This is a genomic window from Paenibacillus rhizophilus (genome assembly GCF_003854965.1).
GTDB classification, from domain to species: domain Bacteria; phylum Bacillota; class Bacilli; order Paenibacillales; family Paenibacillaceae; genus Paenibacillus_AQ; species Paenibacillus_AQ rhizophilus.
The window spans coordinates 37,813-59,843 of record NZ_RQPI01000013.1 but is presented as its reverse complement, the minus strand read 5'-3'; the positions used below and the strand labels follow the sequence as shown (position 1 = coordinate 59,843).

Sequence of the window (22,031 nt, the reverse complement as noted above, 5' to 3'; positions counted from 1 at the left end):
TGAAATTCTCCTCTCTCTATTAAAAATAGTTCTAAAAAATTGAAATATGTCGAAAATATGAGTATTCATGCTACATTATACCTATATTTTCTAGTTCGGAAAAGACATCTTTTTACAAATTATTCATTGTAGTCGAAATTTTGTTAATTCATTTTGAGGCTGGTCTGTTCATTGTTTTTTAAAGCGATCCGCTTTGCAAAAGGGAGCCCTATTGGTATGATTACAGGGAGTGAGAGAATCACTATTTATCTTATGGAGGAAATTGCATATGAGCGAAAACAAGCTGACTCAAATGATCGATCATACGCTGCTTAGAGCGGATGCCCGAAAAGAAGATATTGTAAAACTGGCCGAGGAAGCCAAAAGCTACAAGTTCGCCTCCGTATGCGTCAACCCTGCATGGGTTGCCGTCGCCTATGAAGTGTTGAAGGATACGCCTGAGGTTAAGGTATGCACCGTAATCGGCTTTCCGCTGGGAGCTTCGACGCCGGAAACCAAGGCTTTTGAAACGGCGAACGCGATCGCCAATGGGGCGGAAGAAGTCGATATGGTTATCAATATCGGCGCTCTTAAGGATGGCGATGAAGAACTGGTGAAGCGCGATATCACCGCCGTGGTGGAAGCTGCTCGCGGAAAGGCGCTGACCAAAGTCATCATTGAGACCAGTCTGCTTACAGAAGAAGAGAAGATCCGGGCCTGCAAGCTGTCCGTGGAAGCCGGAGCCGATTACGTGAAGACATCGACCGGATTTTCCACCGGCGGCGCAACCAAGGAGGATATCGCACTCATGCGCAGAACAGTTGGGCCGGACATCGGAGTCAAAGCCTCCGGCGGCGTGCGCAGCGCGGAAGACGCTCTGGTCATGATCGGCGCGGGCGCGACCCGGATCGGGACGAGCGGCGGCGTCGCAATCGCCAAAGGCGAGCAAAACATTTCCGGATATTGAAGTTTTTCAGACCAGTCAAGCTGCGGTTAAAGAGGAAAAAGCCTCTTTGACCGCAGCTTTTTTTAAAATATAAGAATTTATAAGCGGAGCGCTTAACATTTGACTTATATTTCTACGAGAAACGGTACCGTCCCTAAAAGGACGGTGGAGCCGCTTCTTCTTGATATTTTTTATTTTTCTCATAATTCTCAGTGGAATAATAAGATTAAGTCTTTTCAAATGATATTCTTTGTGAGAGAATAGGGAAAAAAAGGGAGGAAACAAATATGCCAGAACAAACCAGCCTGTCATTTGAAACCCTCGCCGTCCATGCCGGACAGCAAATCGATCCGACTACCTTTGCCCGTGCCGTTCCGCTGTATCAGACCACCTCTTACGGATTCCGGGATGCGGAGCATGCGGCCAATCTGTTCGGACTGCAAGAATTCGGCAACGTTTATACGCGTCTGATGAATCCGACGACCGATGTGTTCGAGCAGCGGATTGCGGCGCTGGAAGGCGGCGCGGCGGCGCTTGCGACCGCTTCGGGTGCGGCAGCTATTTCCTTCTCCATTCTGAACATCGCCGGAGCCGGAGACGAAATTGTATCCTCGGCCAGCTTGTACGGGGGGACATACAACCTGTTCTCCACGACGCTGCCGAAACTTGGCATTAAGGTCCATTTCGTGGATTCGGCCAACCCGGACAATTTCCGCAGCGCCATCACCGAGAAGACCAAAGCGCTGTATGCGGAAACGATCGGCAACCCGCGGGGCGATGTGCTGGATATCGAAGCGGTGGCGGCAATCGCGCATGAGCACGGCATTCCGCTCATCGTTGACAATACGTTTCCGAGCCCGTATCTGCTTCGTCCGATCGAACACGGAGCGGATATTGTTGTCCATTCGGCAACAAAGTTCATCGGCGGCCACGGCACCTCAATCGGCGGCGTGATCGTGGACGGAGGCAAATTCGACTGGAAAGCCAGCGGCAAGTTTCCAGGTCTGACAGAGCCCGATCCCAGCTACCATGGGCTGGTCTATACCGAAGCCTTGGGGCCGGTCGCCTATATTATCAAGGCGCGTGTTCAGCTCCTCCGGGATATTGGCGCGACGATCTCGCCATTTAATTCCTGGCTGCTGCTGCAGGGACTCGAAACGCTGCATCTGCGGCTGGAGCGCCACAGCCAGAACGCCCTGCAGGTGGCGGAGTTCCTGGACGCTCACGAAGATGTGGAATGGGTAAGCTATCCGGGGCTGCCGAACCATCCTTCCTATAAGCTCGCGCAGAAGTATTTGCCTAAAGGCCAAGGGGCGATCTTAACCTTCGGCATCAAGGGAGGAAGCGAAGCGGGCCGCAAGGTGATCGAGAATGTGAAGCTGTTCTCGCATCTGGCGAATGTCGGCGATTCCAAGTCGCTGATCATTCACCCGGCCAGCACAACCCATCAGCAGCTTTCGGACGAAGAACAGCTGTCTGCGGGCGTCACGCCCGAACTGATCCGTCTGTCGATCGGCACGGAAGCGATCGAGGACATTATAGGCGATTTGCGGCAGGCGATTGCGGCCAGCCGGGGAGTAATCGCCGGATAAGGGACTTCTGACAACCCGGCTGTCAGATTGCCCATCAAAGGGAAGCCCGTACTTGCATATTTCATGCTCCGTCTCCGTATGAATTTAGAGAGGGCGCAAGAAGAATAACAGCCGGCGGAATGCTTGCTCATACTTCGTCCGGCGACAATCCATAACCGATAAGGTAGGTGCGAAGATGGGGGATAAACAATGGCAGGATAGTGTTCGAAACGGCGTGGAATATCCGTATTCATCCGGAACGGCTGCGGAAATCCCGGCCGGCGCGGAAGAATCGTATCTGCCGGCTTCTTTGCGCGGAGCCCGTCCGGCTTTCCTTGTGCTCCCGGAAGGCCGGGAGGATCGTCCGCATAACCGTGAACCGGGATCGGCTCCGGCAGGGCCCTGCCTGGTTAGAAGCGAGGACTGGCTGACGCCTTCGTCTTCGCTCTTTGGCGACTGGCTCGCCGGCGGGAGCGGACCGGAAGCGGAGCTGGCGCTGCGCCGGGTCTATTACCGGCTGCGCGACGAAGCGGCCGCATTGCTGGGATCGGCGGACGGGGAGTGGGCCGCGGTGAGCCTGCCCGTCACCCCGGAGCTTGACTCCCGTCCGGACCGGCTCGCCGAGCTCCAGGACACATTGTTGGAAGCGCTCTTCAACGCGCTGGCGGAACGGCAGCGCGAGGGCGGCGACTGCCGCCTGGATCTGCTGGCGCCTTATCCCGCCAGCCCGGCTGAATTCGCCGCTGCGCGCGAATTCATGGAGTCGGTGGCCGAGCAGACTCTCGGCCACCGTTTCGCGGCGGCGTGCCGCATCGGGGCGCTGATCGCCCCGGATGTCCATCCCGCCGCCGCCGCGGAAATCGGGCGCATCGCCGATTTCCTCGTGCTGGACGGCGCGGCGGACCGGTCCGCGCCGGAGGAGAGCGCCGCGGGCTTTGCCTCCGCGGCGGAGCGCATTATCGCCGCCGTGCGGAGCGTCAAGCCGGCGGCGGTTGTGCTCGCCGCGGGCGCTCCGGCGGCGTCCGAGCTGGCCGATCTGTACCGGATCGGGCTGAACGGGATTTTTTGCGGGGCCGCCCATCGGACCGAAGCGCTGCTCCGGGCGGCCTGCCTGGTCTGGATGGACCGGCACGAGAGCACGGATGCGGCCGCCGGCCGGCTGTAATAAGCAGCGGGAGCCCGCAGTCATTCCTCCTCCCGTATCCTGAATGCCGGTTATCTTCCAGACACCGGCGGGGACGAACTGAACGGCCGGGCAACCTGGCGGGGCGGTTTGCCTTTACACCCGGTAGTATGCGTACATGTATACCAATTTCAAAGGGAGCGCCCACCAGGGCGCTCCCTTTGGCGCATTTATAAGCCGTTAATCGCTGCCAAAGTTAAGCGATTTCAATCAAGACGGCAGCGGATTCCGTCTATTCTGAAGAGATCCATTTGTGCAAGCTCCGCTAAAATTGGGCTTGTATACTGGTTTACATTTTCCAGGGAGGGGTATATTATAACTATTAAGTTGCACTATGGAAAACATTTTGTACTAAAGAAACAATGATTATCATTCTCATTTACCATGCTGTCCCGGCGGAGCCGGGGCAGCATGTGTCATTTTAAGGGCTGTAAGAATGGCTCTCATTATCATTAGGACCTGAGCTCAATATCAAAACGTAAGGAAGGTGTCTGCAATGCAACAAGTTACGAAATCTATGCCGCGTGTCTCGTCATACGATGAACAATCCCAGAAACCGGGAGCGCCCAAGGGCAGAAAATTCGATCCGAAAGCGATGCTTCAAAATACGGAAATGCAGGCCGCGCTTGGAAGCGGGCTGCTTATGCTTCTGGCCTGGGGCCTCAGCAGCTGGTCATCGGTGCTGTCAATCTGCCTTTATGTCGTCTCCTACACGGTCGGCGGCTGGATCAAAGCCAAAGAGGGAGTCGAAACACTCGTCAAGGAGCATGATCTCGACGTTAACCTGCTGATGATCGCGGCGGCGCTTGGCGCGGCGTCGATCGGGTACTGGAACGAAGGGGCGATGCTGATCTTTATTTTTGCGCTCAGCGGAGCGCTGGAGAGCTATACAATGGACCGCAGCCGGAAGGACATCTCTTCGCTGATGGCGCTCAAGCCGGCGACGGCGCTGCGCATCGAGCAGGGGGCCATGAACGAGGTGGCTATCGACGAGCTGGCCGTCGGCGATCTGCTGCTGGTGCGTCCGGGCGAGCTGATTCCCGCCGACGGAACCGTGTACCGGGGCGAGTCATCGGTCGATCAGGCGTCGATTACCGGGGAATCGGTCCCGGTTGAGAAGTATTACGGGGATGAAGTGTTCGCGGGTACGCTGAACGGCGAAGGCGCGCTGTATATCGAAGTGACGAAATCGGCGGAGAATTCGCTGTTTGCCAAAATCGTCAAAATGGTGGAGGATGCCGAAGCCGAGGTTCCGGAGTCCCAGCGGTTTATCAAACGATTTGAGGCGATTTACGCCCGGATCGTGGTCGCCCTGACGCTTGTTCTCGTTTTCCTGCCTCCTTTTGTTCTAGGCTGGTCTTGGGGCGCCACGTTCTATAAAGCGATGGTCTTCCTCGTTGTCGCCTCGCCGTGCGCCCTGGTGTCGTCCATTATGCCGGCGATGCTGTCCGCGATTTCCAAGAGCGCGCGCAAAGGCATTCTGTTCAAGGGCGGAGCGCATCTGGAAAATATGGCGCGTACCGCCGTCGTCGCTTTTGACAAAACCGGAACTTTGACGGAAGGCAAACCGGAAGTAACCGATTTTATCGTCGGTGAAGGATACCACCGGCTTGAGCTGCTCAGAGTGAGCGCCTCAATTGAGAGCATGTCGCGCCATCCGCTGGCCGAAGCGATTGTACGCAAAGCCGAGGATGAATGTCTGGAGCTGTGGAGCGTTCAGGATTCCCGCTCTCTGACCGGTTGGGGAATGGAAGGTATAGTGAGCGGTAAGCTGTGGAAGATCGGCAAGTCGAACATTTTGGATGAAGGTACGGTTGCGGAAACAGACGCGACGACGGTGGGCAATGCCGAAACCGGAGGGGCGGCTGAAAGGGGCGCCGAGGGCGAGCCGGCGGCGCTGCGGGATGAAGATTTGGCGTTCTGGAGAGAGCAGCGTTCGGACCTGGAGAAGGACGGCAAAACCGTATCCATTATTCTGGACGGAGACAAAATAGCGGGCATGATCGCGCTTCAAGATACGATGCGCCCGCAGGCGGAGGAAGCGGTGCGGAAGCTGCAGGAGCTGGGCATCAAGGTGGCGATGCTGACCGGCGACCGGGCAGCCACGGCGCAGGCCATCGGCGCGAAGACGGGCGTCGACCTCGTCTTTGCCGACCTTCTGCCGGAGGACAAGGTGAAGCATATCGGCGCGCTGCGGGAGCAGTACGGCCATACGGTAATGGTCGGCGACGGCGTCAACGACGCGCCCGCGCTCGCGCAGGCGACGGTAGGCTTGGGCATGGGCATGAAAGGCAGCGGCGCGGCGCTTGAAGTCGCGGATGTGGTGCTGATGAACGATAATATTGAAGAGATCGCGTCAACCATTTCTCTCGCCCGCCGTTCGCAGCGGATCGTTAAGCAGAACATGATTTTTGCTATAAGCGTGATTGCGCTGCTGATTATCAGCAACTTTACCGAGGGAATCGCGCTTCCCTTCGGCGTCGTCGGTCATGAAGGCAGCACCATTCTCGTGATTTTGAACGGACTGCGGCTCCTGCGGTAACGAATGGATTTGACAAAAGTTTTTAAAAATTAAATTGTTCACAAAATATTCCTCGGGTTGACGAGTCTGGCATATTGACATTTTCGCCAGTGTCTATCATAATAAGTACTACTTTATAATAATTCTAAACAAGAAGGAACACCTTGCCGCCCTTTGTGCTCTTGCTTCCGAAGCCGGCGATCAAGCATCGCCTTCAGGCGTTCTTTTCCCGTAGAAATATAAGGTCAAGGATGAGCGCGCAGCTTATAGATGTTGTACTTTAAGAGCTCGCAATTCTACGTTCCATATTTAAGGAGGATGTTGTCATGTATAAATCCATTATTGTCGGTACCGGACCCGCCGGTCTGACTGCCGCTATTTACTTGGCCCGGGCCAATCTGAATCCGCTGGTTATCGAAGGTCCGCAGCCGGGAGGCCAGCTTACCACAACGACGGAAATCGAGAACTTTCCGGGATTTCCGGAAGGCATCTTGGGAACGGAACTGATGGACAACATGCGGGCTCAGGCTGAGCGTTTCGGCGCGAAATTTGTTACCGGCTGGGTCAACAGCGTGGAGCTGGGCGAGCGTCCCTTCAAGCTGAATGTTGAAGATATGGGTACGCTTGAGACCGATACGCTGATTATTTCCACCGGAGCTACGGCAAAGTATCTGGGCATTCCCGGAGAGCAGGACAATGTGGGCCGGGGCGTAAGCACCTGCGCAACCTGCGACGGCTTTTTCTTCCGGGGCAAGGAGATTATCGTGGTGGGCGGCGGGGATTCCGCGCTTGAGGAAGCCGGCTTCCTGACCCGCTTCGCTTCGAAGGTAACGCTGGTTCACCGCCGGGAAGAACTCCGCGCCTCCAAGATTATGCAGGACCGCGTGCGCGACAACGCGAAAGTGGAATGGGCGCTGAGCCGGACACCGCTTGAAGTTGTGGCGGGCGACAACGGCGTGACCGGGCTGAAGGTGCTGAACAACGAGACCGGCGAAGAACAGATCATCGAAGCAAGCGGCGTGTTCGTGGCGATCGGACATCATCCGAATACGGCCTTCCTCGGAGGCCAGATTACCACTGATGCGAACGGTTATATTGTGACGAATCCGGGCACTTCCGAAACAAACATTCCGGGCGTGTTCGCCTGCGGCGATGTTCAGGATACCCGGTACAGACAGGCAATTACGGCAGCGGGCAGCGGCTGCAAGGCGGCTATGGACGCCGAGAAATACATTGAGAGCCTGGAGCACAGCGCGGTAATGCTGTAATTTTCATCGGAGCGCATCAGGTGTTATAATAACAACAAAAAAATTATACTTGGGAGGTAACCTACTATGGAAAACGTTGTGGTGTACACATCCACCAATTGTCCTCACTGCCGTCAGGTCAAGAGCTTTTTGAGCGAGAAGGGAATCTCTTACGAGGAGCGCAATATCGAGCAGAACGACGATTACGCGCAGCAGGTATGGGATATGGGCATGCGCGCCGTGCCTGTCACCGTGATCGGTGAACACAAAATCGTAGGCATGAACAAAACGCAGTTCGATAAAGTATTGGCGGCTGCGCAATAATACAGCTATTCTTGGCAAGGGGCGTCTCCGGCAGCGGAGGCGCCTTTTTGTATGGGAATTTCGGCTAGGCCGGAATAAGGGACATAGCGATCTGAAAGACCGCATACACGGCGATGCCGCCGCCGATCAGCATGAGGCCCGCCTTTCTTCTGGACTGGAACAGGCGCAGCACCCCGAGACTGATCAAGGGCGCGATAACGAGCAGAAACAGCAGTACGGTGATGAACATCCGGGCCGAAATATCGGACGTATCCACATAGGTCATGAACGTTCACTCCAATTCGTATGTAAGTTGCGCTATCGGCTTGTACGATTTTTCAACTGTTCTACCAAGGCTTGCACTGTTAGCCGATGAGTGGAGATGAGAGTGTCATCGCACACAGCTCCAAATACGCCGTAAGGGGTGGGGGACAAGGGGAACAGAGCATCACGGCTGTGCGGATCATCAATCCCATCGCTCATATGATGGAGTGCAACGGCGGCTTTGTCAAAATTTACGGCTACGCTTTGAACGTAGGGACACTGAAAAGCGCGGAGGAGAGTCAGTCTCTTATAGCGGTTCAGCTGTTCTTCCCAGTCATAGGGAAAAAACGGGTCATAAGCGTCCGAATGAAGTTTGAGAGCGAGAAGCTCATAACCCCCAGGCGCCTTGTCTACCGTTTTAAAGCCACTTTTAAGGAAGATTTCCTTGTATGATTTCCATGTATTTCCTGAATTAACAATAACGGCAATTCCTTGCTTGCCCAATCTTTCCGACTCCTCCAAACAATGATGGATCAGCCTGCTGTCATACTCATATCCGGGGGAGACCCATAGACAATGAATAACCATATATAAATCTGCATAGACCATTCTCGAAAAATAGAAGGCCTCCGCGAATTCGATAAACCCTCGCAGCCTCCCGTCATCCGTTATTTTCACATAGCTAATATACTTTTCCAGTTCGGCGCTTAACCAGTTATTCTTCCTCTGGCAGCTTTCTGAATTTGGGCTGTTTTGATAGCAGTAGCTTCCTTCTTTCTCAAGATTCTCCCTCGATAAGGTTACAAGCTGTATCATGTCCGTCATTTCTCCTTTCCCTTTCCAGGAAGACTTTCCTAATTTTATTATCTACAAAATACTCCAAATTTGGAATGACAAATATGTGCATGTTTTTCAAATATTCTTAAACGAACTCTCGATAGAAGCGCTGCGAGGGACGCGGCGGGGTTTTTCTTTCGTCCGGAACCCTTATTCATGATGCCCGTATTGCCGATAATAGAGCATTGAGACGCAATTATTTTGTGAATTTTGGCGCTTAAGTAGCATTGGAAACGCTACTCCCCGCATGTAATATATGGAAGAGGATTTGGGGAATGATTTGGAGCGACGGAAAATTCCAGGCATCAGGGGGGCTTAAACGAAGATGGGTAAGATGACAAAAGCGGTACTATTGGGCATGTTGGCTGCCGCCGCCGTGCCGCCGGCCGTGTATTGGGGGATGGATTACGCCTACGCCGCAGCAAGCGGAAGCGTCATGCATTCCGTCGGCGATATGACCCAGCGTCTGAGCGGAGCGATGAATAACCGCAAAGAGAGCGTCACGTTTACATATGAAGGAAAGACCTCAAGCCTGAAGTCGCAAATACAAACGGCGCTGGATCGGGCGATGTCGAGCGATCCCTATTTGAACTATATTGTGAACAGCTACAGCTTCTCCTACCGGGGAGGATCACGCTCGGCGACCGTAAGTATCCGACTTTCCTACCGCGAATCGCTTCAGCAGACCACTTACGTCAACGGACGGGTCAAGACGATCTTGAGCGAGATTATCACTCCGGGAATGACGGCCGATGAAAAAGTTAAGGCGATCCACGACTGGGTGGTGCTGAACCTGAGGTATGACACGACCTATACCAAATATACGGCGTATGAAGGGCTGAAAAGCGGCAGCGCTGTATGCCAGGGCTATTCGCTTCTGACCTACAAGCTGCTAAAGGGCGCGGGCATTGCGAATAAAATCGTGGAAGGCACCGCGTGGCAAGGGGGCTCGGGCCAATCGCATGCATGGAATCTGGTTCAGCTGAACGGACGCTGGTATCACCTGGATACGACTTGGGACGATCCCACACCCGACCGGAAGGGGGCCGTCAGCACGGCTTATTATTTGCGCACCGACAATCAGATGCGCCGCGACCATACCTGGACGCGCGCCTATCCGGCTGCTGCTGTGGAGTATTCCCGCACGCTGGGTGAACTGGCAAGCGCCGGAGGAGAGAAGCGGGCGGTCTACCAGAAACTTCAGCGGGAGCTAAGGTACGATCTATTTGAGGAAAGCGGAATCGTCAATACCGCGGCTGAGCTGGCGGGTCTGGCGCAGCAGGCACGGAGCACGGGGGAAGCTTCTCTGCTGTTCCGCTACGACGGAAGCGAGAGCAGGCTGGTGAGCGATTTGCAGCAGTTGTACAAAACAGGCTTCAAAAGCTTGAGCTATAAGACATCCTCGTTTGAGGATACAGGGGATTTGAAGGTGGAGCTCTTTTGGCAGTAATGCCGCGGCTATGAACAAGATCGCCCTTCCACTGTCCGAAAGGACGGCGGGAGGGCGATCTTTTATTAAAATATAAGAATTTATAAGCCGGGCACTTATCATTTTGACTTATATTTCTACGAGAAACGATACCGTCCTTAAAAGGACGGCGAAGCGTTTCTTCTTGTCATCACTGTGGTTATACCGCGGCTCACCCGCGTCCGCGTTCCGCCATCTGCTGCCAGACGGTTCCAGCGGCTTCTTCGCCGGATTCAATACGTTCCAGCGCCATGCGCGCCTGGAGCCCGACTTCAAACTCGGGATCGTTAACCGCTGCTTCCAGCGCGCCGCGCGCTTCGGACGTTCCGACTTCGTACAGAAAGCGGGCGGCTCGCCAGCGGACGATTTTGCTGGCATCCTTCAGCGCGTCGATCATGACCGGCGTGGCTGCGGGATCGCCGATGTCGGAGAGGGTATCGCCTGCGGTGCGCCGCACGGCAGGAGCTTTATCCTGCATGGCCTCGTACAACAGCTCCATCGCTTCGGGCGTGCGCAGATCGCCGAGGTAGACGACGGCCAGCCGGCGGATCTGCAGCTTCGGATCGCGCAGGGACGCGGCGATATGCGGGAGCAGCTCCGGCGAAGGCGTCAAATCTTCCAGCGCCGCGTAACGCGCGCGCCAGTCTTCGCTCGCAAGGTCGCGAAGCAGTTCGTCCTGCCCGCGCTTGCTGCGCTGCTCAATGAATTCGCCGCCCGTAACCCCGTGCGCGATGGCCTGCTCCACCAGCGAATCGAGACGCTCCTGCGGATAGGCCGCCTCCAGCTCCTGCTCGACCTCGCGCGCGATTTCCTTCGGCTCGCCGTAGCGGACGCCGTAATCGCTCAGCTTGCGCTCCTTGATCAGGACGGCGCTCGCCACATCCGTCACCGCCTTGGTGAATCGCGGCGACAGCGCGATGCGTTCCTCGCTTGATCCAGTTTTGACCCGGATCTGGATCGGGATGGCGCGGAACATTTGGACGAATACCTGCGCCTCCCCGAAGTGTGCTCCCGCGTTCTCATCCGTCAGGCTCCAGTCTGCTTCCCCTGACGCTTCGCCGCCGAAGCGGGACTGCACTTCTCGAAGAATCGCCGCCCAGTCCGCCGACGGCTTGCGCTCCACCGCCGCGAAGCCGGCTGTATGAAAGACGCTTGTCACGCCTGGAATGGACAGCATCTCCCGCGCCCAGGAAGGCGCCGAGCGCAGGCTTTCCGGCGTATAGGTTCTGCGTACCCCCGGCTCGAGACTTTCATCCAGATGAAGCTTCATCGTATGCGGACTCGGTGTCGGTTCAATAAATGTGATCTTCATTCGGGTAAAACCTCCTTAGGATATCAGCGCCCCATTTTCTGGCTATAAAGATTTACGTAAATGATATACGGAAGTATGTATCTGCATTTTACATCAAATTTGATTGAAAGCACAAAACAGGGCGGACAGGAACGGAAATGGAACATCTGGTAAAATGGAAGCATTCCGTGCTTTTAGGACTTTCAAGGAGAGATCAGTCATGCCTAAAATCCGATACAACAATATCGATAATGTCAGCGTGGACAAGACGTTCAAGGAATTCCGCCAATGGCGCGAAGAGCGGCGTCGGAAAGTCAAAGACCTCTCGTTCGTCGTTCCCAGCGTGCCGCCGATGCTGTCCTATTTAGGGGAGAACCGGCTGGATACGACGATAACCTGGATCGGCCACTCGACGTTTTTTATCCAATATGAAGGAATGAACATCATCACCGACCCGATTTGGGCTGGAAGACTGGGCCTGGAAAAGCGGCTGGTGCCGCCGGGTATGGTGATTGGCGATGTTCCGCCCGTCGACCTGATCCTCATCTCCCACTCCCATTACGATCATATGCATGTGTCTTCGATCCGGAAATTGTACCGCGCGGAGACAACCGTGGTTGTGCCCGCAGGACTTAAACGTAAAATGCTGCGCAAAGGCTTCCGGAACTGCGTGGAAATGCAGTGGTGGGAAAGCCTGGATGTCGGCGGCATCAAGCTGTCCTTCGTGCCGACCCAGCACTGGACGCGGCGGACGCCCTTTGATACGAATACCTCGCACTGGGGAGGATTCATTATGGAGCCTGCCAAGCCGGAGCGGCATCCGAACGCTGGTGGGAAAGGAGGAGAGGGAGGGCATAAGCTGCCGCCCAATCTGTATTTTGCCGGGGACAGCGGTTATTTCCCGGGCTTCAAGGAGATTGGAAGGCGCTTCAAGGTGCATGTGACCATGATGCCGATCGGCGCTTATGAGCCGGAGTGGTTCATGACCTCGCAGCATGTGAACCCGGAAGAGGCGGTGCAGGCGTTTCTCGACGTGGGCGCGGAGACAATGATTCCGATGCATTACGGCACGTTCCGGCTCGCCGACGATACGGCGCGCGAGGCGCTCGACCGGATGGAAGCGGCGCGCAAGGAGCAGGGCCTCACCGAGGAGCGGATTCGAACGCTTGGGAATGGAGAGACGCTTATTATTCATCCCGAGGCGCGTTAAGCCGGAGAAGGAGCAGCCGCCAAGACCCGGAATCCCGCTGCGTAACCGCCCAATTTTGCCCTTTTCGCGGCAAATCAAGGAGTTTACGGGCTTTTCGGTTCATTTTTGTGCTATAATATGCCGGAAACCTATGTGTAAAGGATGGTATGCAAAAATGATTAGCACAAGCGGCGTGACACTCCGTTACGGAAAGCGCGCACTTTTTGAAGATGTAAATATAAAGTTCACTCCCGGCAACTGCTACGGCCTGATCGGGGCCAACGGCGCCGGCAAATCGACGTTTCTGAAAATTCTGTCCGGCGAGATCGAAGCCAACTCCGGCGAAGTTCATATCACGCCCGGCGAACGCATGGCTATATTGAAGCAGAACCACTTCGAATATGACGAAAACCCGGTGCTGGAAACGGTCATTATGGGCCACGCGCGCCTGTATGACATTATGAAGGAGAAGGACGCGCTGTACGCAAAATCCGACTTCTCCGAAGCCGACGGTCTGCGAGCCGGCGAGCTGGAAGGCGAATTCGCCGAGCTGAACGGTTGGGACGCCGAGCCGGACGCCGCCGCGCTTCTGATCGGCCTCGGCATTTCGCGCGATCTGCACGACAAGAAAATGGCGGAGCTCAGCGGCAATGAGAAGGTCCGTGTGCTGCTCGCCCAGGCGCTGTTTGGCCGACCGAACAACCTGCTCCTTGACGAACCAACCAACCACTTGGACCTCGAATCGATCGGCTGGCTGGAGAACTTCCTCATGGACTATGAAGGCACCGTCATCGTCGTATCCCATGACCGTCACTTCCTGAACAAAGTATGTACGCATATCGCGGACATCGACTTCGGCAAAATCCAGATGTATGTCGGCAACTATGATTTCTGGTACGAGTCCAGCCAACTGGCGCTTCAGCTTCAGCGGGACTCGAACAAGAAGAAAGAGGAGAAGATCAAGGAACTTCAGGCGTTCATTCAGCGCTTCTCGGCCAACGCTTCCAAGTCGAAGCAGGCAACGTCGCGGAAGAAGCAGCTTGACAAGATCACGCTTGACGATCTCCGCCCGTCCAACCGGAAATATCCGTTCCTGAACTTCAAGCCGGAGCGCGAAGCCGGCAAGCAATTGCTGACGGTCAGCAATTTGACGAAGGGCATTGAGGGCGAGAAGGTGCTGGACGAAGTCGGCTTTGTCGTCAACAAAGGCGACAAGATCGCTCTGGTCGGTCCGAACGGGCTGCCGAAATCAACGCTGTTCGATATCATCATGGGCGAAGCGGAAGCCGATTCGGGCGAATACACCTGGGGCGTTACGACATCCCAGGCTTACTTCCCGAAAGACAACTCCCGGTATTTTGACGGTGTGGAGCTGAATCTGGTGGAATGGCTGCGCCAATATTCGAAGGATCAGGACGAGACGTTCCTGCGCGGCTTCCTGGGACGCATGCTGTTCGCCGGCGAGGAAGCGCTGAAGAAGGCAAGCGTATTGTCCGGGGGCGAGAAGGTGCGCTGCATGTTGGCTAAGATGATGCTGAACGGCGCGAATGTCCTCGTGTTCGACGAGCCGACCAACCACTTGGACCTCGAGTCCATCACGGCGCTGAACAACGGGCTGATCGACTTCGACGGCACGATTCTGTTCACATCGCATGACCATCAGTTCATTCAGACGATCGCGAACCGGATTATCGAGATTACGCCAAATGGCATTATCGACCGCGTGATGAGTTATGACGAGTACCTCGAAAGCGGCGAGATCAAGGAACTCCGCCAGCGGATGTATCCGGTGGAAGTGTAAAATCGCGGTGCCCGGTGCAATGCTGTATTAACAAGGAAGCTCCCAAAGCCTTCGGCTGCGGGAGCTTCCTTGTTTGATATATAAGAAAATGGCTTCATTGATATACTCTGTGCAGTCCGTCATATGCATATGCCCGTCGATATGAGTCCCCGAATGCATGCCTATGGTCGGACGAAACGTCCGGCCCCAAAATAAAAACGAGGCGGTTCTGACAGCAGCGAAAGAAAAAAGCTGCGTTTAGGACGACCCCGTTTGTCTTTCTAATCCATCTAAAGGCTGTTTTCTGCAGATTGCAGTCAGACTGCCAAATCAGGACCCGCCGGTGCGGCGGCGCTGGTTATTCGGTTTTTTGTTGTTCTGGGTTTTAAACGTTTTGGTGGCGCCGGCTTGAAAGCCTCCCGTTTTGTTGGCATTTTGCTGTTTTTTCTGCTCGAGCTTTTGCCGGATGGCGTCGGCTAGGTTGATTTTGGGCTTGTCGCTACTTTCGGTCATGTTCGTTTCCTCCTTGAAGCTAGTCATGAGATTATTCTAATTGTTTTTAAAAACGCCGACAAGGGCAAGAATAGTTGTGGTTAAAGCGATTCTTATTGAAACGATCTTTCGGCAGGCCAACACTGTTGCTCTAGACCCACAGGGATGCGCTTTGCTAGGATAGAGTGGCACTGGAAGATCTATACTTTGTTGTATTTTAAAAAGGAGTGGCGGCATTGGTTGATATTTATGAGGATATTCGCAAAGGCGAGCGGGGAGCGATGATCAGCATAGCGGCTTATCTGATCTTGTCGACCTTTAAGCTGATCTGCGGATATCTGTTCGCATCCAGCGCGCTGCTCGCGGACGGCTTCAATAACCTTACCGATATTGTTGCTTCCGTGGCTGTGCTGGTCGGCCTGCGTATCTCGCGCAAGCCACCCGATTCGGATCATGCGTACGGACATTTTCGGGCGGAGACGGTTGCCGCGCTGGTGGCATCTTTTATTATGGCGATGGTCGGCATACAGGTCATCATTGAGGCGGTGCGCAACCTGTTCGAGAGACGGGAGTCCGTTCCGGGATTATGGTCGGCCGGGGTGGCGATTGTGTGCGCTTTGGCGATGCTCGGGGTGTATTATTACAACCGGCGGCTTGCAGTCAAGATTAACAACAGTGCCCTTATGGCAGCCGCCAAGGACAACTTTTCGGATGCCATGGTCAGTATAGGAGCGGCCGTCGGCATCGTCGGCGCCCAGTTCGGGCTTCCTTGGATGGACCCGGTTGCGGCGTTTGCGGTCGGCCTGCTGATCTGCAGAACGGCATGGGAAATTTTCCGCGACTCCACCTACCGCCTTACGGACGGATTTGACGAGAACCGGCTGCTGGATTTGCGCAGCACCATTGAACGGACGCCGGGCGTGGAAGGCATCAAGGATATGAAAGCGCGGATTCACGGGAATCAGGTGCTGGTGGATGTCGTCGTTGAAGTGGATGCTGAATTAACCGTAATGGAGGGCCATGAAATCAGCGACTCCATTGAGGAGCGCATGCATAACAAGCACAACATCATGAGTGTGCATGTCCATGTCGAACCCAAAAGTTAACATTCCGATTTTTCCTAATTAGCTGTAATTTCCACCAAATATAAGTAGGAATCAAGACTATAGACCCGGTGTTTACCATGAATTGGCATGGTGATTTGTGAAATTTGGTGCATGTTCCCATATCCTTGTGAGCCTATAATGAGTTCAGAAAACAATAACGGCGGCGCCACCCTTGTTGATTTCTCATCATAGCCATTCGGGGGAACGGTATGAACAAATTAACCAAGCAGCTTTTTGCCGCGTTATTTTTATCGACCGCATTTTACGCTTCTTCTGGAGAGCTTGGCGCCCAGACCGTCCATGCGTCTGAGGTTCTGTCAGCTTCAGCGGTGCAGACGGCTGTCATCCAGTCCTCGGTGCGGCTTCGCAGCGCGCCATCCGTTAACAGCAGGGTGCTCTCCTATTTGAAAGAAGGGGAGAAGGTAACCGTTCTTGAGAAGACGAATGCTTATTTCTATAGGGTCCGCACAGCGGACGGTGAAACCGGTTATTGCAGTTCTCAGGACAAGTACATCACGTTAACCGCAGCGGGCGCGGCGCCCCAGCCTTCACCGGCTGCTCCTGCGGCAAGCCCGGCGGCGTCCGGGGCCGTTGAAGCGGTCATTGCAAGAGGGATGGCCTACCTCGGCACACCTTACGAATTCGGGTCAAGCCGCAGCGACACATCCACCTTTGACTGCTCGGATTTTTTGCGGCAGATTTATCTTGAAGCGGGGAATATCAAGCTCCCGGCCGATTCCAGACAGCAGGGAACCTGGGTCAAGCAGAACAGCTCTGCCGCAACGGATATATCGGGCCTCAGGCGCGGCGATCTGATGTTCTTTATGAGCTACAGAGGAAGCTCGGCGGCGGCTTATGCCGGAATCGACAAGTCGGCGCAGACGATTACGCATGTCGCTCTATATTTGGGGGACGGGCAGATCCTGCATACGTATTCCAAGTCTTCCGGGGGCGTCAGAGTGGATAAATTAAGCGCTTCTTGGACCAACCGTTTTCTCTTCGGAGGCTCGGTTGTCCACTGATTATACAGCCTACCCAAGGCGAAGCGAAAGCAGTATGTTTGTGACGGGTGCATTTTGAAAAAGGGTATCTCTATCTGCCGGTGATGGCTGGGCTGATAGGGATACCCTTTTGCGTGGCGGGCCGGGCATCCGGACTGCTTATCCAATGGCGCGATATCATCCCGCGCTGCCCGGAAGGGCAACCATACGAGGACTTCGGCGGGTGACTGAAAGGTTATGTAACCCCGGCCGGGATGATATCGCTGCGATTTGCGTTTATACTTTAATTTAAGGCATGATTACAAAAGCGGAATTGGGAACCTTGATCCATGCAAGACCCAGCCAGGTATAGACCTCTCTCCATTCATTGCCGCTCATATCGGTTACGACTTGTCCGGTCGTATCAATGGTTTGCGGACTGAGCATGCCGGCTGCCTTCATGACGGAACCATTAGTGAAATAGAACGGAGTAATACGGGTCAGGATGATCATCGGCGTAGCCGGTTTGATATCTTCCGGAGTAATTACAGGTTCCATCATCGTATTGCCGTAAGTGCTTGAGGTAGCGGTGGCCGGCGTTGCCGTTCCCGTTACTTCGTCGGCCGATGCGGTGGCGGCGATGGAAGCAGTAAGACCGATAGCTGCTGCAATAGTGGCGATTTTTTTCATTTACAATTCCTCCTTAAGTGGTAATCATTACCGGTATGTTTCAGTGGTCGGTATGTCAATATCCTAATAAACAAAATTTTAACCTTATGAACCAACAAAAGATCTGTGCATGACAAGAAAGGGAAGAAGCGATATGCCCCGTACGAGTAAAAAGAGAGCACCGCGCAGAATTCTGCTCCGGCTGTTCGCCGGCTTCGCGCTGGTCCTGCTCCTTGCGGGAACGGCGGCCGTCTGGTACGTCAAGCCGGAGTATAAACTGGATATGTCTTACGACCGCTTGGACCTTGAGCCGCAGCTGCTTCAGATGGCAAAAGAGAGAAGGCCCGTTCTGACGCTGACCGAAGACGAACTGAACAACCTGTTCAAAAAAGGGCTGAACGACTATCTCGCCGAGCATCCGTTAACCCTTGTCCGCCTCACCGGAGCGAGGTTCCGGCAGAGCGGGGACCGCCTGACCGCGGATATTAACGGGCTGGCCGGTCCGGTGCCGTTCGGCGCGGAAATCGGGATGACCATGAAGGTTTCGACGGGGGCGGGGGGGATGATTATGCTGCGCCACGACTATACTTCGATCCGGAACCGGAAGCTGCCGGAAGGCGTGCTGTCCATTCCGCCGATTGCGGTTCCCCTCAGGGAGCATATGCCGTTTATGGTGGAGGTGGATAAGATCGAACTGCTGGACAGCGGCATGCGCATCTCGTTTGACGTGAATTGGAATGATCTGCTTCAATTGCTGCTGAAATTGAAATAAGTCCGGGACTCCTCCTGCATGAGGGAGACGTCCCGGACTTATTTTTGTTTGGTGCGGTCTTTATGCCCTTTTTTCAATATGGGCGCATACACTTACATTGACCGGCCTCTTCGCCCGGTGAAGAGAGAAATGATGAACAGCACAAGGAAAATAAAGAACAAAATCTTGGCGATTCCCGCTGCCGCAGCAACAAGATTAAAGAAGCCGAAAATTCCGGCGATTAAGGCGATCACCAGTAAAATAACGGACCATTTCAGCATGTTTTTTCACCCTTTCTTGGCGTTGGTAGTCAATGTTTAAACGCAAGCGGGGAGCATTGAAACACCGCATTAAACCGGGGATCCGGGAGTCCGGAGGCCAGCGGCCGAACAATTGTTTCGCCCTTGAAACCAAGGGGTAACTATGCAATATTAAGGCAGGCCTGGGGCCGCTACTATTTCGAATCGGAAGGAGCTTTTATCCATGATTATTAGCCTAAGCGTAGCGCTTGTTGCTGTCGCATTCGCAGTTCTCGTTTTCTTTTTAATCAAGACTTTGAATTCCGCCAAGGACTCTCTGGACAAAGTGAGCCAGACGCTTCAGGAAGTCCAGAAGACGGTCGACGAGCTTACTTATGAAGTAAAGACTACCGTAAGGCATGCCAACGATATTACGGCGGATGTGCAGGGCAAAATCGGGAAGATTGATCCCATCTTGGATTCGGTCCAAAACTTAGGCGAGGTGCTGAGCGAGCTGACGCTGAGCGTCAAGCAGGTCTCGGTAACGGTGATCGAGAAGTTCCGCAAAAACAGGGAATTGAGAGAGAAATCGGATCTCGTGTCGATCGATAACGCGCCGATGAGCCCCGCTGAAGAACGCACGGTCAATTCCTACAAAGCGGCATACGGCAAGAAAGGGAAAATGCAGGCCGTCCTGAAGGGTGTCGACGTAGCCGCGGGCCTCTGGCAAAGATACCGTAAATGATTTCGGCCGAATGATGCGGGCAGCCGAGGTGCAGATTGGAAAGGTGGGGCAATCTTATGAATGTATGGATTCTTTTGTTCGGTCTTCTTTCCCCTCTTTTTGCTGCGGATTCGCCTGCCCAGAATGCGTCCTTGAACGCTGACGGTTTCGGATTCGGGCCACAGACGGTGCTGGCGGCCCAAAACGCAGCGGGAGAAACGGAGAATAAAACGGAGAATAAGTTTATCCGAAGCTTTGAGTCGCTGGCCGGAGTATCGCTGTATTCCTCTGAGGAGGAACTGGCGGAGCTTAAAGGGGAGCCGCTCGAAGTCGTTCCCGATCCTTGGCAGAACAGCCTGGAGTACCGCTATGCGGATATGTCGGCCGGCATCTCGGACGGAGTTGTGGTCTATGTGCATGTCAGTCCCCAGCAGGCTAGGAATTACGGGCTGCGGCTGAACGCGGTTAAGATCGATCCTGTTCACGATACGCTGCAGGAGACGCTGGGCTCTCCGGATTTCGTGGCCGAGGATGGCGATGTGTACATGAGGGGAAGCACGGCCCTTAAAATTTACCGGAGCGAGGAAACCGGAGAGTGGGACGGAATTGATTTGTTTGACGATTATTCTTCCTGATCCGTTTCAACCGGAAGCGGCAAGTTTATTAAGATATAGTTGTCTTTGCCGTTACTGCCTTGTAAGAAATGAATAATTTCATGCTAAGGAGAGTGAGATCATGGATTCTGTCGGTGCACAAGCCTATGCCAAGGTGTTGGAGAATGGTGTACAAGCGATTGAGGAAGTGAACAGGTTGCGGGACAGCGGGTATATGAAGGAAGATTTGTACGTTATTAGTCATGACCGGGACCGGGAAGACCGTATTGCAGAGGCTGCGGACAGCAATGAAGTCGGGATGAGTGAAGAGGGACTGTTCGGCACGTTGGCCAATATGTTCCGCTCGCGCGGCGACGAGCTTCGCTCCAAGATTACTTCATTGGGATTTAGCGAAGCAGAGGCTGATTTTTTCGAACAAGAGCTTGATTTGGGCAAAGTGCTCGTTATCGCAAAAAAAACATCCGTATGAGCGCTGCTATCTGATCGGGAAGGATCCATAGTCCAATAACGTAACCTCCAGAACCACTGTGTCAGTGGGGCTGGAGGTTACTTTGTTGGAGAAATGTCCTAAATCTTCCTGACGGAGGAAAGAAAAGGCCGCCGCAACAAATCTTGCGGATGGAAAATACCCGTCTGGATGTCGTAAGATAGAATTATGCGCTTTTTGGAGTTTTTGGTCGAAGTATGAAACTGGGTGAGGTGAACTGATGAAAATATTAATCGTAGACGATAATCCGACAAATATTATCATTATCCGTGAAATCCTGAAAAAAGAGGGATATCGCAATTTGGTTACAGCGGCTTCCGCCATCGAAATGCTGGAGATGATCGGAATCAGCCGTGAGAATAATAATGAACTTAGACCTAAGTATTCCGATGTCGATTTAATTCTGCTGGACATGATGATGCCGGAAATGGACGGTATCGAGGCCTGCCGGATCGTGCAACGGTACGAGCACTTGAAGGATATTCCTATTATTATGGTAACTGCCGTCGGCGATTCCAAAAAGCTGGCGGAAGCCTTGGACGCGGGCGCGGTCGATTATGTGACCAAGCCGATCAACAAGGTTGAGCTGATGGCGAGAATCCGGCTGGCCCTGAGACTTAAAGCCGAGAAGGATTGGCACAAGGAGCGGGACCAACGAATACAGGACGAACTGAAGCTGGCGGCGCTTGTGCAAAATGCGGTACTCAGCCTGCCGCTGGAAAAAGAAGAGTTCGAGGTTCATGCCATTTACCAGCCTTCCTTCGAGCTGGCCGGAGATTTATACGCCTGGTACGATCTGGGCGAAGGGAGGTACGCCGTTATCCTGCTGGATATGATGGGACACGGCATTTCATCTTCGCTGTTCTGCATGTTCATCGCCTCCGTGCTAAAGGATACGGTCACGACTTATGTCGAGCCGGAGAAGGTCATACAGGAGCTAAACCGCCGTTTCAACCAGCTTTATATTGAAAAGCAGCTTGTACAATACTATTTTACGGCCATTTATATGGTAATCGATACCAGGCTTCAGCGCATTGACTATATCAATGCCGGCCATCCGCCGGCCCTGCTCTTTGAAGGCGACGCCCGAGAACCGATTATGCTCGAGAGCAACTGCCACCCGGTCGGCTTGTTCGACCGGATCGAAGCCACGCCTCAAAGCTTTAGCTATGAGCGGGAAGGCCACTTGGCGTTATATACCGACGGGCTGCTGGAAATGGTAAGCGGAGACCAGCAGGAACAGCTCGAATTTTTGATCCGTCAACTGGATGGGGAACATGAGTGGCGGGAAGAGCCGATGCGGGCCGCTTTCTTCGATGGCGCGGCTCCGGGTGAGCGCGATGACGACAAATGCCTGGTGTGGATTTCACTGAAGAAGGGAAAATGATAA

The 22,031-nt window shown here is 54.1% G+C and carries 22 protein-coding genes; 16 read left to right on the top strand and 6 right to left on the bottom strand.

All coding sequences use genetic code 11. The features are described 5' to 3' along the window. Positions 1–268 precede the first annotated feature (268 nt). From deoC to EH198_RS18755, 6 genes are all read left to right on the top strand, one after another. A complete protein-coding gene (deoC, locus tag EH198_RS18780) occupies positions 269–946 on the top strand; it encodes a deoxyribose-phosphate aldolase (protein WP_124697062.1) in 678 nt (225 codons plus the stop codon). Positions 947–1,212: 266 nt separating this feature from the next. Further along, positions 1,213–2,517 (top strand): homocysteine synthase, encoded by a 1,305-nt coding sequence (locus EH198_RS18775; protein ID WP_124697061.1) that lies wholly within the window; start codon positions 1,213–1,215, stop codon positions 2,515–2,517. 175 nt (positions 2,518–2,692) lie between these two features. Beyond that, on the top strand, positions 2,693–3,661 hold the full coding sequence (locus tag EH198_RS18770; RefSeq protein ID WP_124697060.1) for a hypothetical protein: 969 nt from the start codon (positions 2,693–2,695) through the stop codon (positions 3,659–3,661). A gap of 514 nt (positions 3,662–4,175) precedes the next feature. After that, positions 4,176–6,221, top strand: a complete 2,046-nt coding sequence (locus EH198_RS18765) for a heavy metal translocating P-type ATPase (protein WP_124697059.1) — start codon at positions 4,176–4,178, stop codon at positions 6,219–6,221. 305 nt (positions 6,222–6,526) lie between these two features. Then, positions 6,527–7,468: a thioredoxin-disulfide reductase gene (gene trxB, locus EH198_RS18760; protein WP_124697058.1), complete on the top strand. Its 942-nt coding sequence runs from the start codon at positions 6,527–6,529 to the stop codon at positions 7,466–7,468. 66 nt (positions 7,469–7,534) lie between these two features. Then, positions 7,535–7,771, top strand: coding sequence for a glutaredoxin family protein (locus EH198_RS18755; RefSeq protein ID WP_124697057.1), 237 nt, complete (start codon positions 7,535–7,537; stop codon positions 7,769–7,771). A 64-nt stretch (positions 7,772–7,835) separates the two neighbouring features. Here EH198_RS18755 and EH198_RS18750 read toward each other — a convergent pair whose 3' ends face one another. Further along, the gene (locus EH198_RS18750; protein ID WP_124697056.1) at positions 7,836–8,036 is read right to left on the bottom strand and encodes a hypothetical protein; all 201 of its coding nucleotides are present in this window, start codon (positions 8,034–8,036) and stop codon (positions 7,836–7,838) included. 32 nt (positions 8,037–8,068) lie between these two features. Beyond that, positions 8,069–8,830 (bottom strand): GNAT family N-acetyltransferase, encoded by a 762-nt coding sequence (locus EH198_RS18745; RefSeq protein WP_124697055.1) that lies wholly within the window; start codon positions 8,828–8,830, stop codon positions 8,069–8,071. A gap of 346 nt (positions 8,831–9,176) precedes the next feature. Between EH198_RS18745 and EH198_RS18740 the strand changes: the two genes are divergently transcribed. After that, positions 9,177–10,301 carry a transglutaminase domain-containing protein gene (locus EH198_RS18740; protein ID WP_124697054.1) on the top strand — a complete coding sequence of 375 codons (1,125 nt, stop codon included), beginning with the start codon at positions 9,177–9,179 and terminating at the stop codon, positions 10,299–10,301. Between the two features lie 190 nt (positions 10,302–10,491). On the opposite strand, the gene EH198_RS18735 is transcribed toward EH198_RS18740, so the two are convergent. Continuing rightward, positions 10,492–11,631: a conserved virulence factor C family protein gene (locus EH198_RS18735; protein WP_124697053.1), complete on the bottom strand. Its 1,140-nt coding sequence runs from the start codon at positions 11,629–11,631 to the stop codon at positions 10,492–10,494. 199 nt (positions 11,632–11,830) lie between these two features. On the opposite strand from EH198_RS18735, the gene EH198_RS18730 reads away from it, so the two are divergent. Both EH198_RS18730 and EH198_RS18725 read left to right on the top strand, forming a co-directional pair. Next, positions 11,831–12,820, top strand: a complete 990-nt coding sequence (locus EH198_RS18730) for an MBL fold metallo-hydrolase (protein ID WP_124697052.1) — start codon at positions 11,831–11,833, stop codon at positions 12,818–12,820. A gap of 154 nt (positions 12,821–12,974) precedes the next feature. Further along, entirely contained in the window at positions 12,975–14,600 is a 1,626-nt protein-coding gene (locus EH198_RS18725; protein ID WP_124697051.1) for an ABC-F family ATP-binding cassette domain-containing protein, read from the top strand. A 309-nt stretch (positions 14,601–14,909) separates the two neighbouring features. On the opposite strand, the gene EH198_RS18720 is transcribed toward EH198_RS18725, so the two are convergent. Next, positions 14,910–15,092 (bottom strand): hypothetical protein, encoded by a 183-nt coding sequence (locus EH198_RS18720; protein WP_124697050.1) that lies wholly within the window; start codon positions 15,090–15,092, stop codon positions 14,910–14,912. A 260-nt stretch (positions 15,093–15,352) separates the two neighbouring features. On the opposite strand from EH198_RS18720, the gene EH198_RS18715 reads away from it, so the two are divergent. Then, complete coding sequence (locus EH198_RS18715; RefSeq protein ID WP_185702974.1) at positions 15,353–16,177, top strand: cation diffusion facilitator family transporter; 825 nt, start codon at positions 15,353–15,355, stop codon at positions 16,175–16,177. A 209-nt stretch (positions 16,178–16,386) separates the two neighbouring features. Further along, positions 16,387–17,199 carry a C40 family peptidase gene (locus tag EH198_RS18710; protein ID WP_124697048.1) on the top strand — a complete coding sequence of 271 codons (813 nt, stop codon included), beginning with the start codon at positions 16,387–16,389 and terminating at the stop codon, positions 17,197–17,199. A gap of 267 nt (positions 17,200–17,466) precedes the next feature. Here the strand turns inward: EH198_RS18710 and EH198_RS18705 are convergent, their stop codons facing one another. Further along, on the bottom strand, positions 17,467–17,847 hold the full coding sequence (locus tag EH198_RS18705) for a hypothetical protein (RefSeq protein ID WP_124697047.1): 381 nt from the start codon (positions 17,845–17,847) through the stop codon (positions 17,467–17,469). Between the two features lie 133 nt (positions 17,848–17,980). Here EH198_RS18705 and EH198_RS18700 point away from each other — a divergent pair, with 133 nt between their 5' ends. Next, positions 17,981–18,598, top strand: coding sequence for a hypothetical protein (locus EH198_RS18700; RefSeq protein ID WP_124697046.1), 618 nt, complete (start codon positions 17,981–17,983; stop codon positions 18,596–18,598). Between the two features lie 92 nt (positions 18,599–18,690). Here the strand turns inward: EH198_RS18700 and EH198_RS18695 are convergent, their stop codons facing one another. Beyond that, a complete protein-coding gene (locus tag EH198_RS18695) occupies positions 18,691–18,858 on the bottom strand; it encodes a DUF1328 domain-containing protein (RefSeq protein WP_025336525.1) in 168 nt (55 codons plus the stop codon). 202 nt (positions 18,859–19,060) lie between these two features. On the opposite strand from EH198_RS18695, the gene EH198_RS18690 reads away from it, so the two are divergent. The 4 genes from EH198_RS18690 (at position 19,061) to EH198_RS18675 (ending at position 22,028) form a co-directional block, all read left to right on the top strand. Further along, positions 19,061–19,561 (top strand): DUF948 domain-containing protein, encoded by a 501-nt coding sequence (locus EH198_RS18690; protein WP_124697045.1) that lies wholly within the window; start codon positions 19,061–19,063, stop codon positions 19,559–19,561. Between the two features lie 56 nt (positions 19,562–19,617). Next, positions 19,618–20,175: a hypothetical protein gene (locus EH198_RS18685; protein WP_124697044.1), complete on the top strand. Its 558-nt coding sequence runs from the start codon at positions 19,618–19,620 to the stop codon at positions 20,173–20,175. 100 nt (positions 20,176–20,275) lie between these two features. Next, positions 20,276–20,623 carry a YflT domain-containing protein gene (locus tag EH198_RS18680; RefSeq protein ID WP_124697043.1) on the top strand — a complete coding sequence of 116 codons (348 nt, stop codon included), beginning with the start codon at positions 20,276–20,278 and terminating at the stop codon, positions 20,621–20,623. A gap of 238 nt (positions 20,624–20,861) precedes the next feature. Continuing rightward, on the top strand, positions 20,862–22,028 hold the full coding sequence (locus EH198_RS18675) for a PP2C family protein-serine/threonine phosphatase (RefSeq protein WP_124697042.1): 1,167 nt from the start codon (positions 20,862–20,864) through the stop codon (positions 22,026–22,028). Positions 22,029–22,031: the final 3 nt, after the last annotated feature.

Excerpts from the sequence above, each read along its gene's own strand:
- deoC (WP_124697062.1), top strand. The coding sequence starts at position 269 with ATGAGCGAAAACAAGCTGACTCAAATGATCGATCATACGCTGCTTAGA.
- EH198_RS18775 (WP_124697061.1), top strand. The coding sequence starts at position 1,213 with ATGCCAGAACAAACCAGCCTGTCATTTGAAACCCTCGCCGTCCATGCC.
- EH198_RS18770 (WP_124697060.1), top strand. The coding sequence starts at position 2,693 with ATGGGGGATAAACAATGGCAGGATAGTGTTCGAAACGGCGTGGAATAT.
- EH198_RS18765 (WP_124697059.1), top strand. The coding sequence starts at position 4,176 with ATGCAACAAGTTACGAAATCTATGCCGCGTGTCTCGTCATACGATGAA.
- trxB (WP_124697058.1), top strand. The coding sequence starts at position 6,527 with ATGTATAAATCCATTATTGTCGGTACCGGACCCGCCGGTCTGACTGCC.
- EH198_RS18755 (WP_124697057.1), top strand. The coding sequence starts at position 7,535 with ATGGAAAACGTTGTGGTGTACACATCCACCAATTGTCCTCACTGCCGT.
- EH198_RS18750 (WP_124697056.1), bottom strand. The coding sequence starts at position 8,036 with ATGACCTATGTGGATACGTCCGATATTTCGGCCCGGATGTTCATCACC.
- EH198_RS18745 (WP_124697055.1), bottom strand. The coding sequence starts at position 8,830 with ATGATACAGCTTGTAACCTTATCGAGGGAGAATCTTGAGAAAGAAGGA.
- EH198_RS18740 (WP_124697054.1), top strand. The coding sequence starts at position 9,177 with ATGGGTAAGATGACAAAAGCGGTACTATTGGGCATGTTGGCTGCCGCC.
- EH198_RS18735 (WP_124697053.1), bottom strand. The coding sequence starts at position 11,631 with ATGAAGATCACATTTATTGAACCGACACCGAGTCCGCATACGATGAAG.
- EH198_RS18730 (WP_124697052.1), top strand. The coding sequence starts at position 11,831 with ATGCCTAAAATCCGATACAACAATATCGATAATGTCAGCGTGGACAAG.
- EH198_RS18725 (WP_124697051.1), top strand. The coding sequence starts at position 12,975 with ATGATTAGCACAAGCGGCGTGACACTCCGTTACGGAAAGCGCGCACTT.
- EH198_RS18720 (WP_124697050.1), bottom strand. The coding sequence starts at position 15,092 with ATGACCGAAAGTAGCGACAAGCCCAAAATCAACCTAGCCGACGCCATC.
- EH198_RS18715 (WP_185702974.1), top strand. The coding sequence starts at position 15,353 with ATGATCAGCATAGCGGCTTATCTGATCTTGTCGACCTTTAAGCTGATC.
- EH198_RS18710 (WP_124697048.1), top strand. The coding sequence starts at position 16,387 with ATGAACAAATTAACCAAGCAGCTTTTTGCCGCGTTATTTTTATCGACC.
- EH198_RS18705 (WP_124697047.1), bottom strand. The coding sequence starts at position 17,847 with ATGAAAAAAATCGCCACTATTGCAGCAGCTATCGGTCTTACTGCTTCC.
- EH198_RS18700 (WP_124697046.1), top strand. The coding sequence starts at position 17,981 with ATGCCCCGTACGAGTAAAAAGAGAGCACCGCGCAGAATTCTGCTCCGG.
- EH198_RS18695 (WP_025336525.1), bottom strand. The coding sequence starts at position 18,858 with ATGCTGAAATGGTCCGTTATTTTACTGGTGATCGCCTTAATCGCCGGA.
- EH198_RS18690 (WP_124697045.1), top strand. The coding sequence starts at position 19,061 with ATGATTATTAGCCTAAGCGTAGCGCTTGTTGCTGTCGCATTCGCAGTT.
- EH198_RS18685 (WP_124697044.1), top strand. The coding sequence starts at position 19,618 with ATGAATGTATGGATTCTTTTGTTCGGTCTTCTTTCCCCTCTTTTTGCT.
- EH198_RS18680 (WP_124697043.1), top strand. The coding sequence starts at position 20,276 with ATGGATTCTGTCGGTGCACAAGCCTATGCCAAGGTGTTGGAGAATGGT.
- EH198_RS18675 (WP_124697042.1), top strand. The coding sequence starts at position 20,862 with ATGAAAATATTAATCGTAGACGATAATCCGACAAATATTATCATTATC.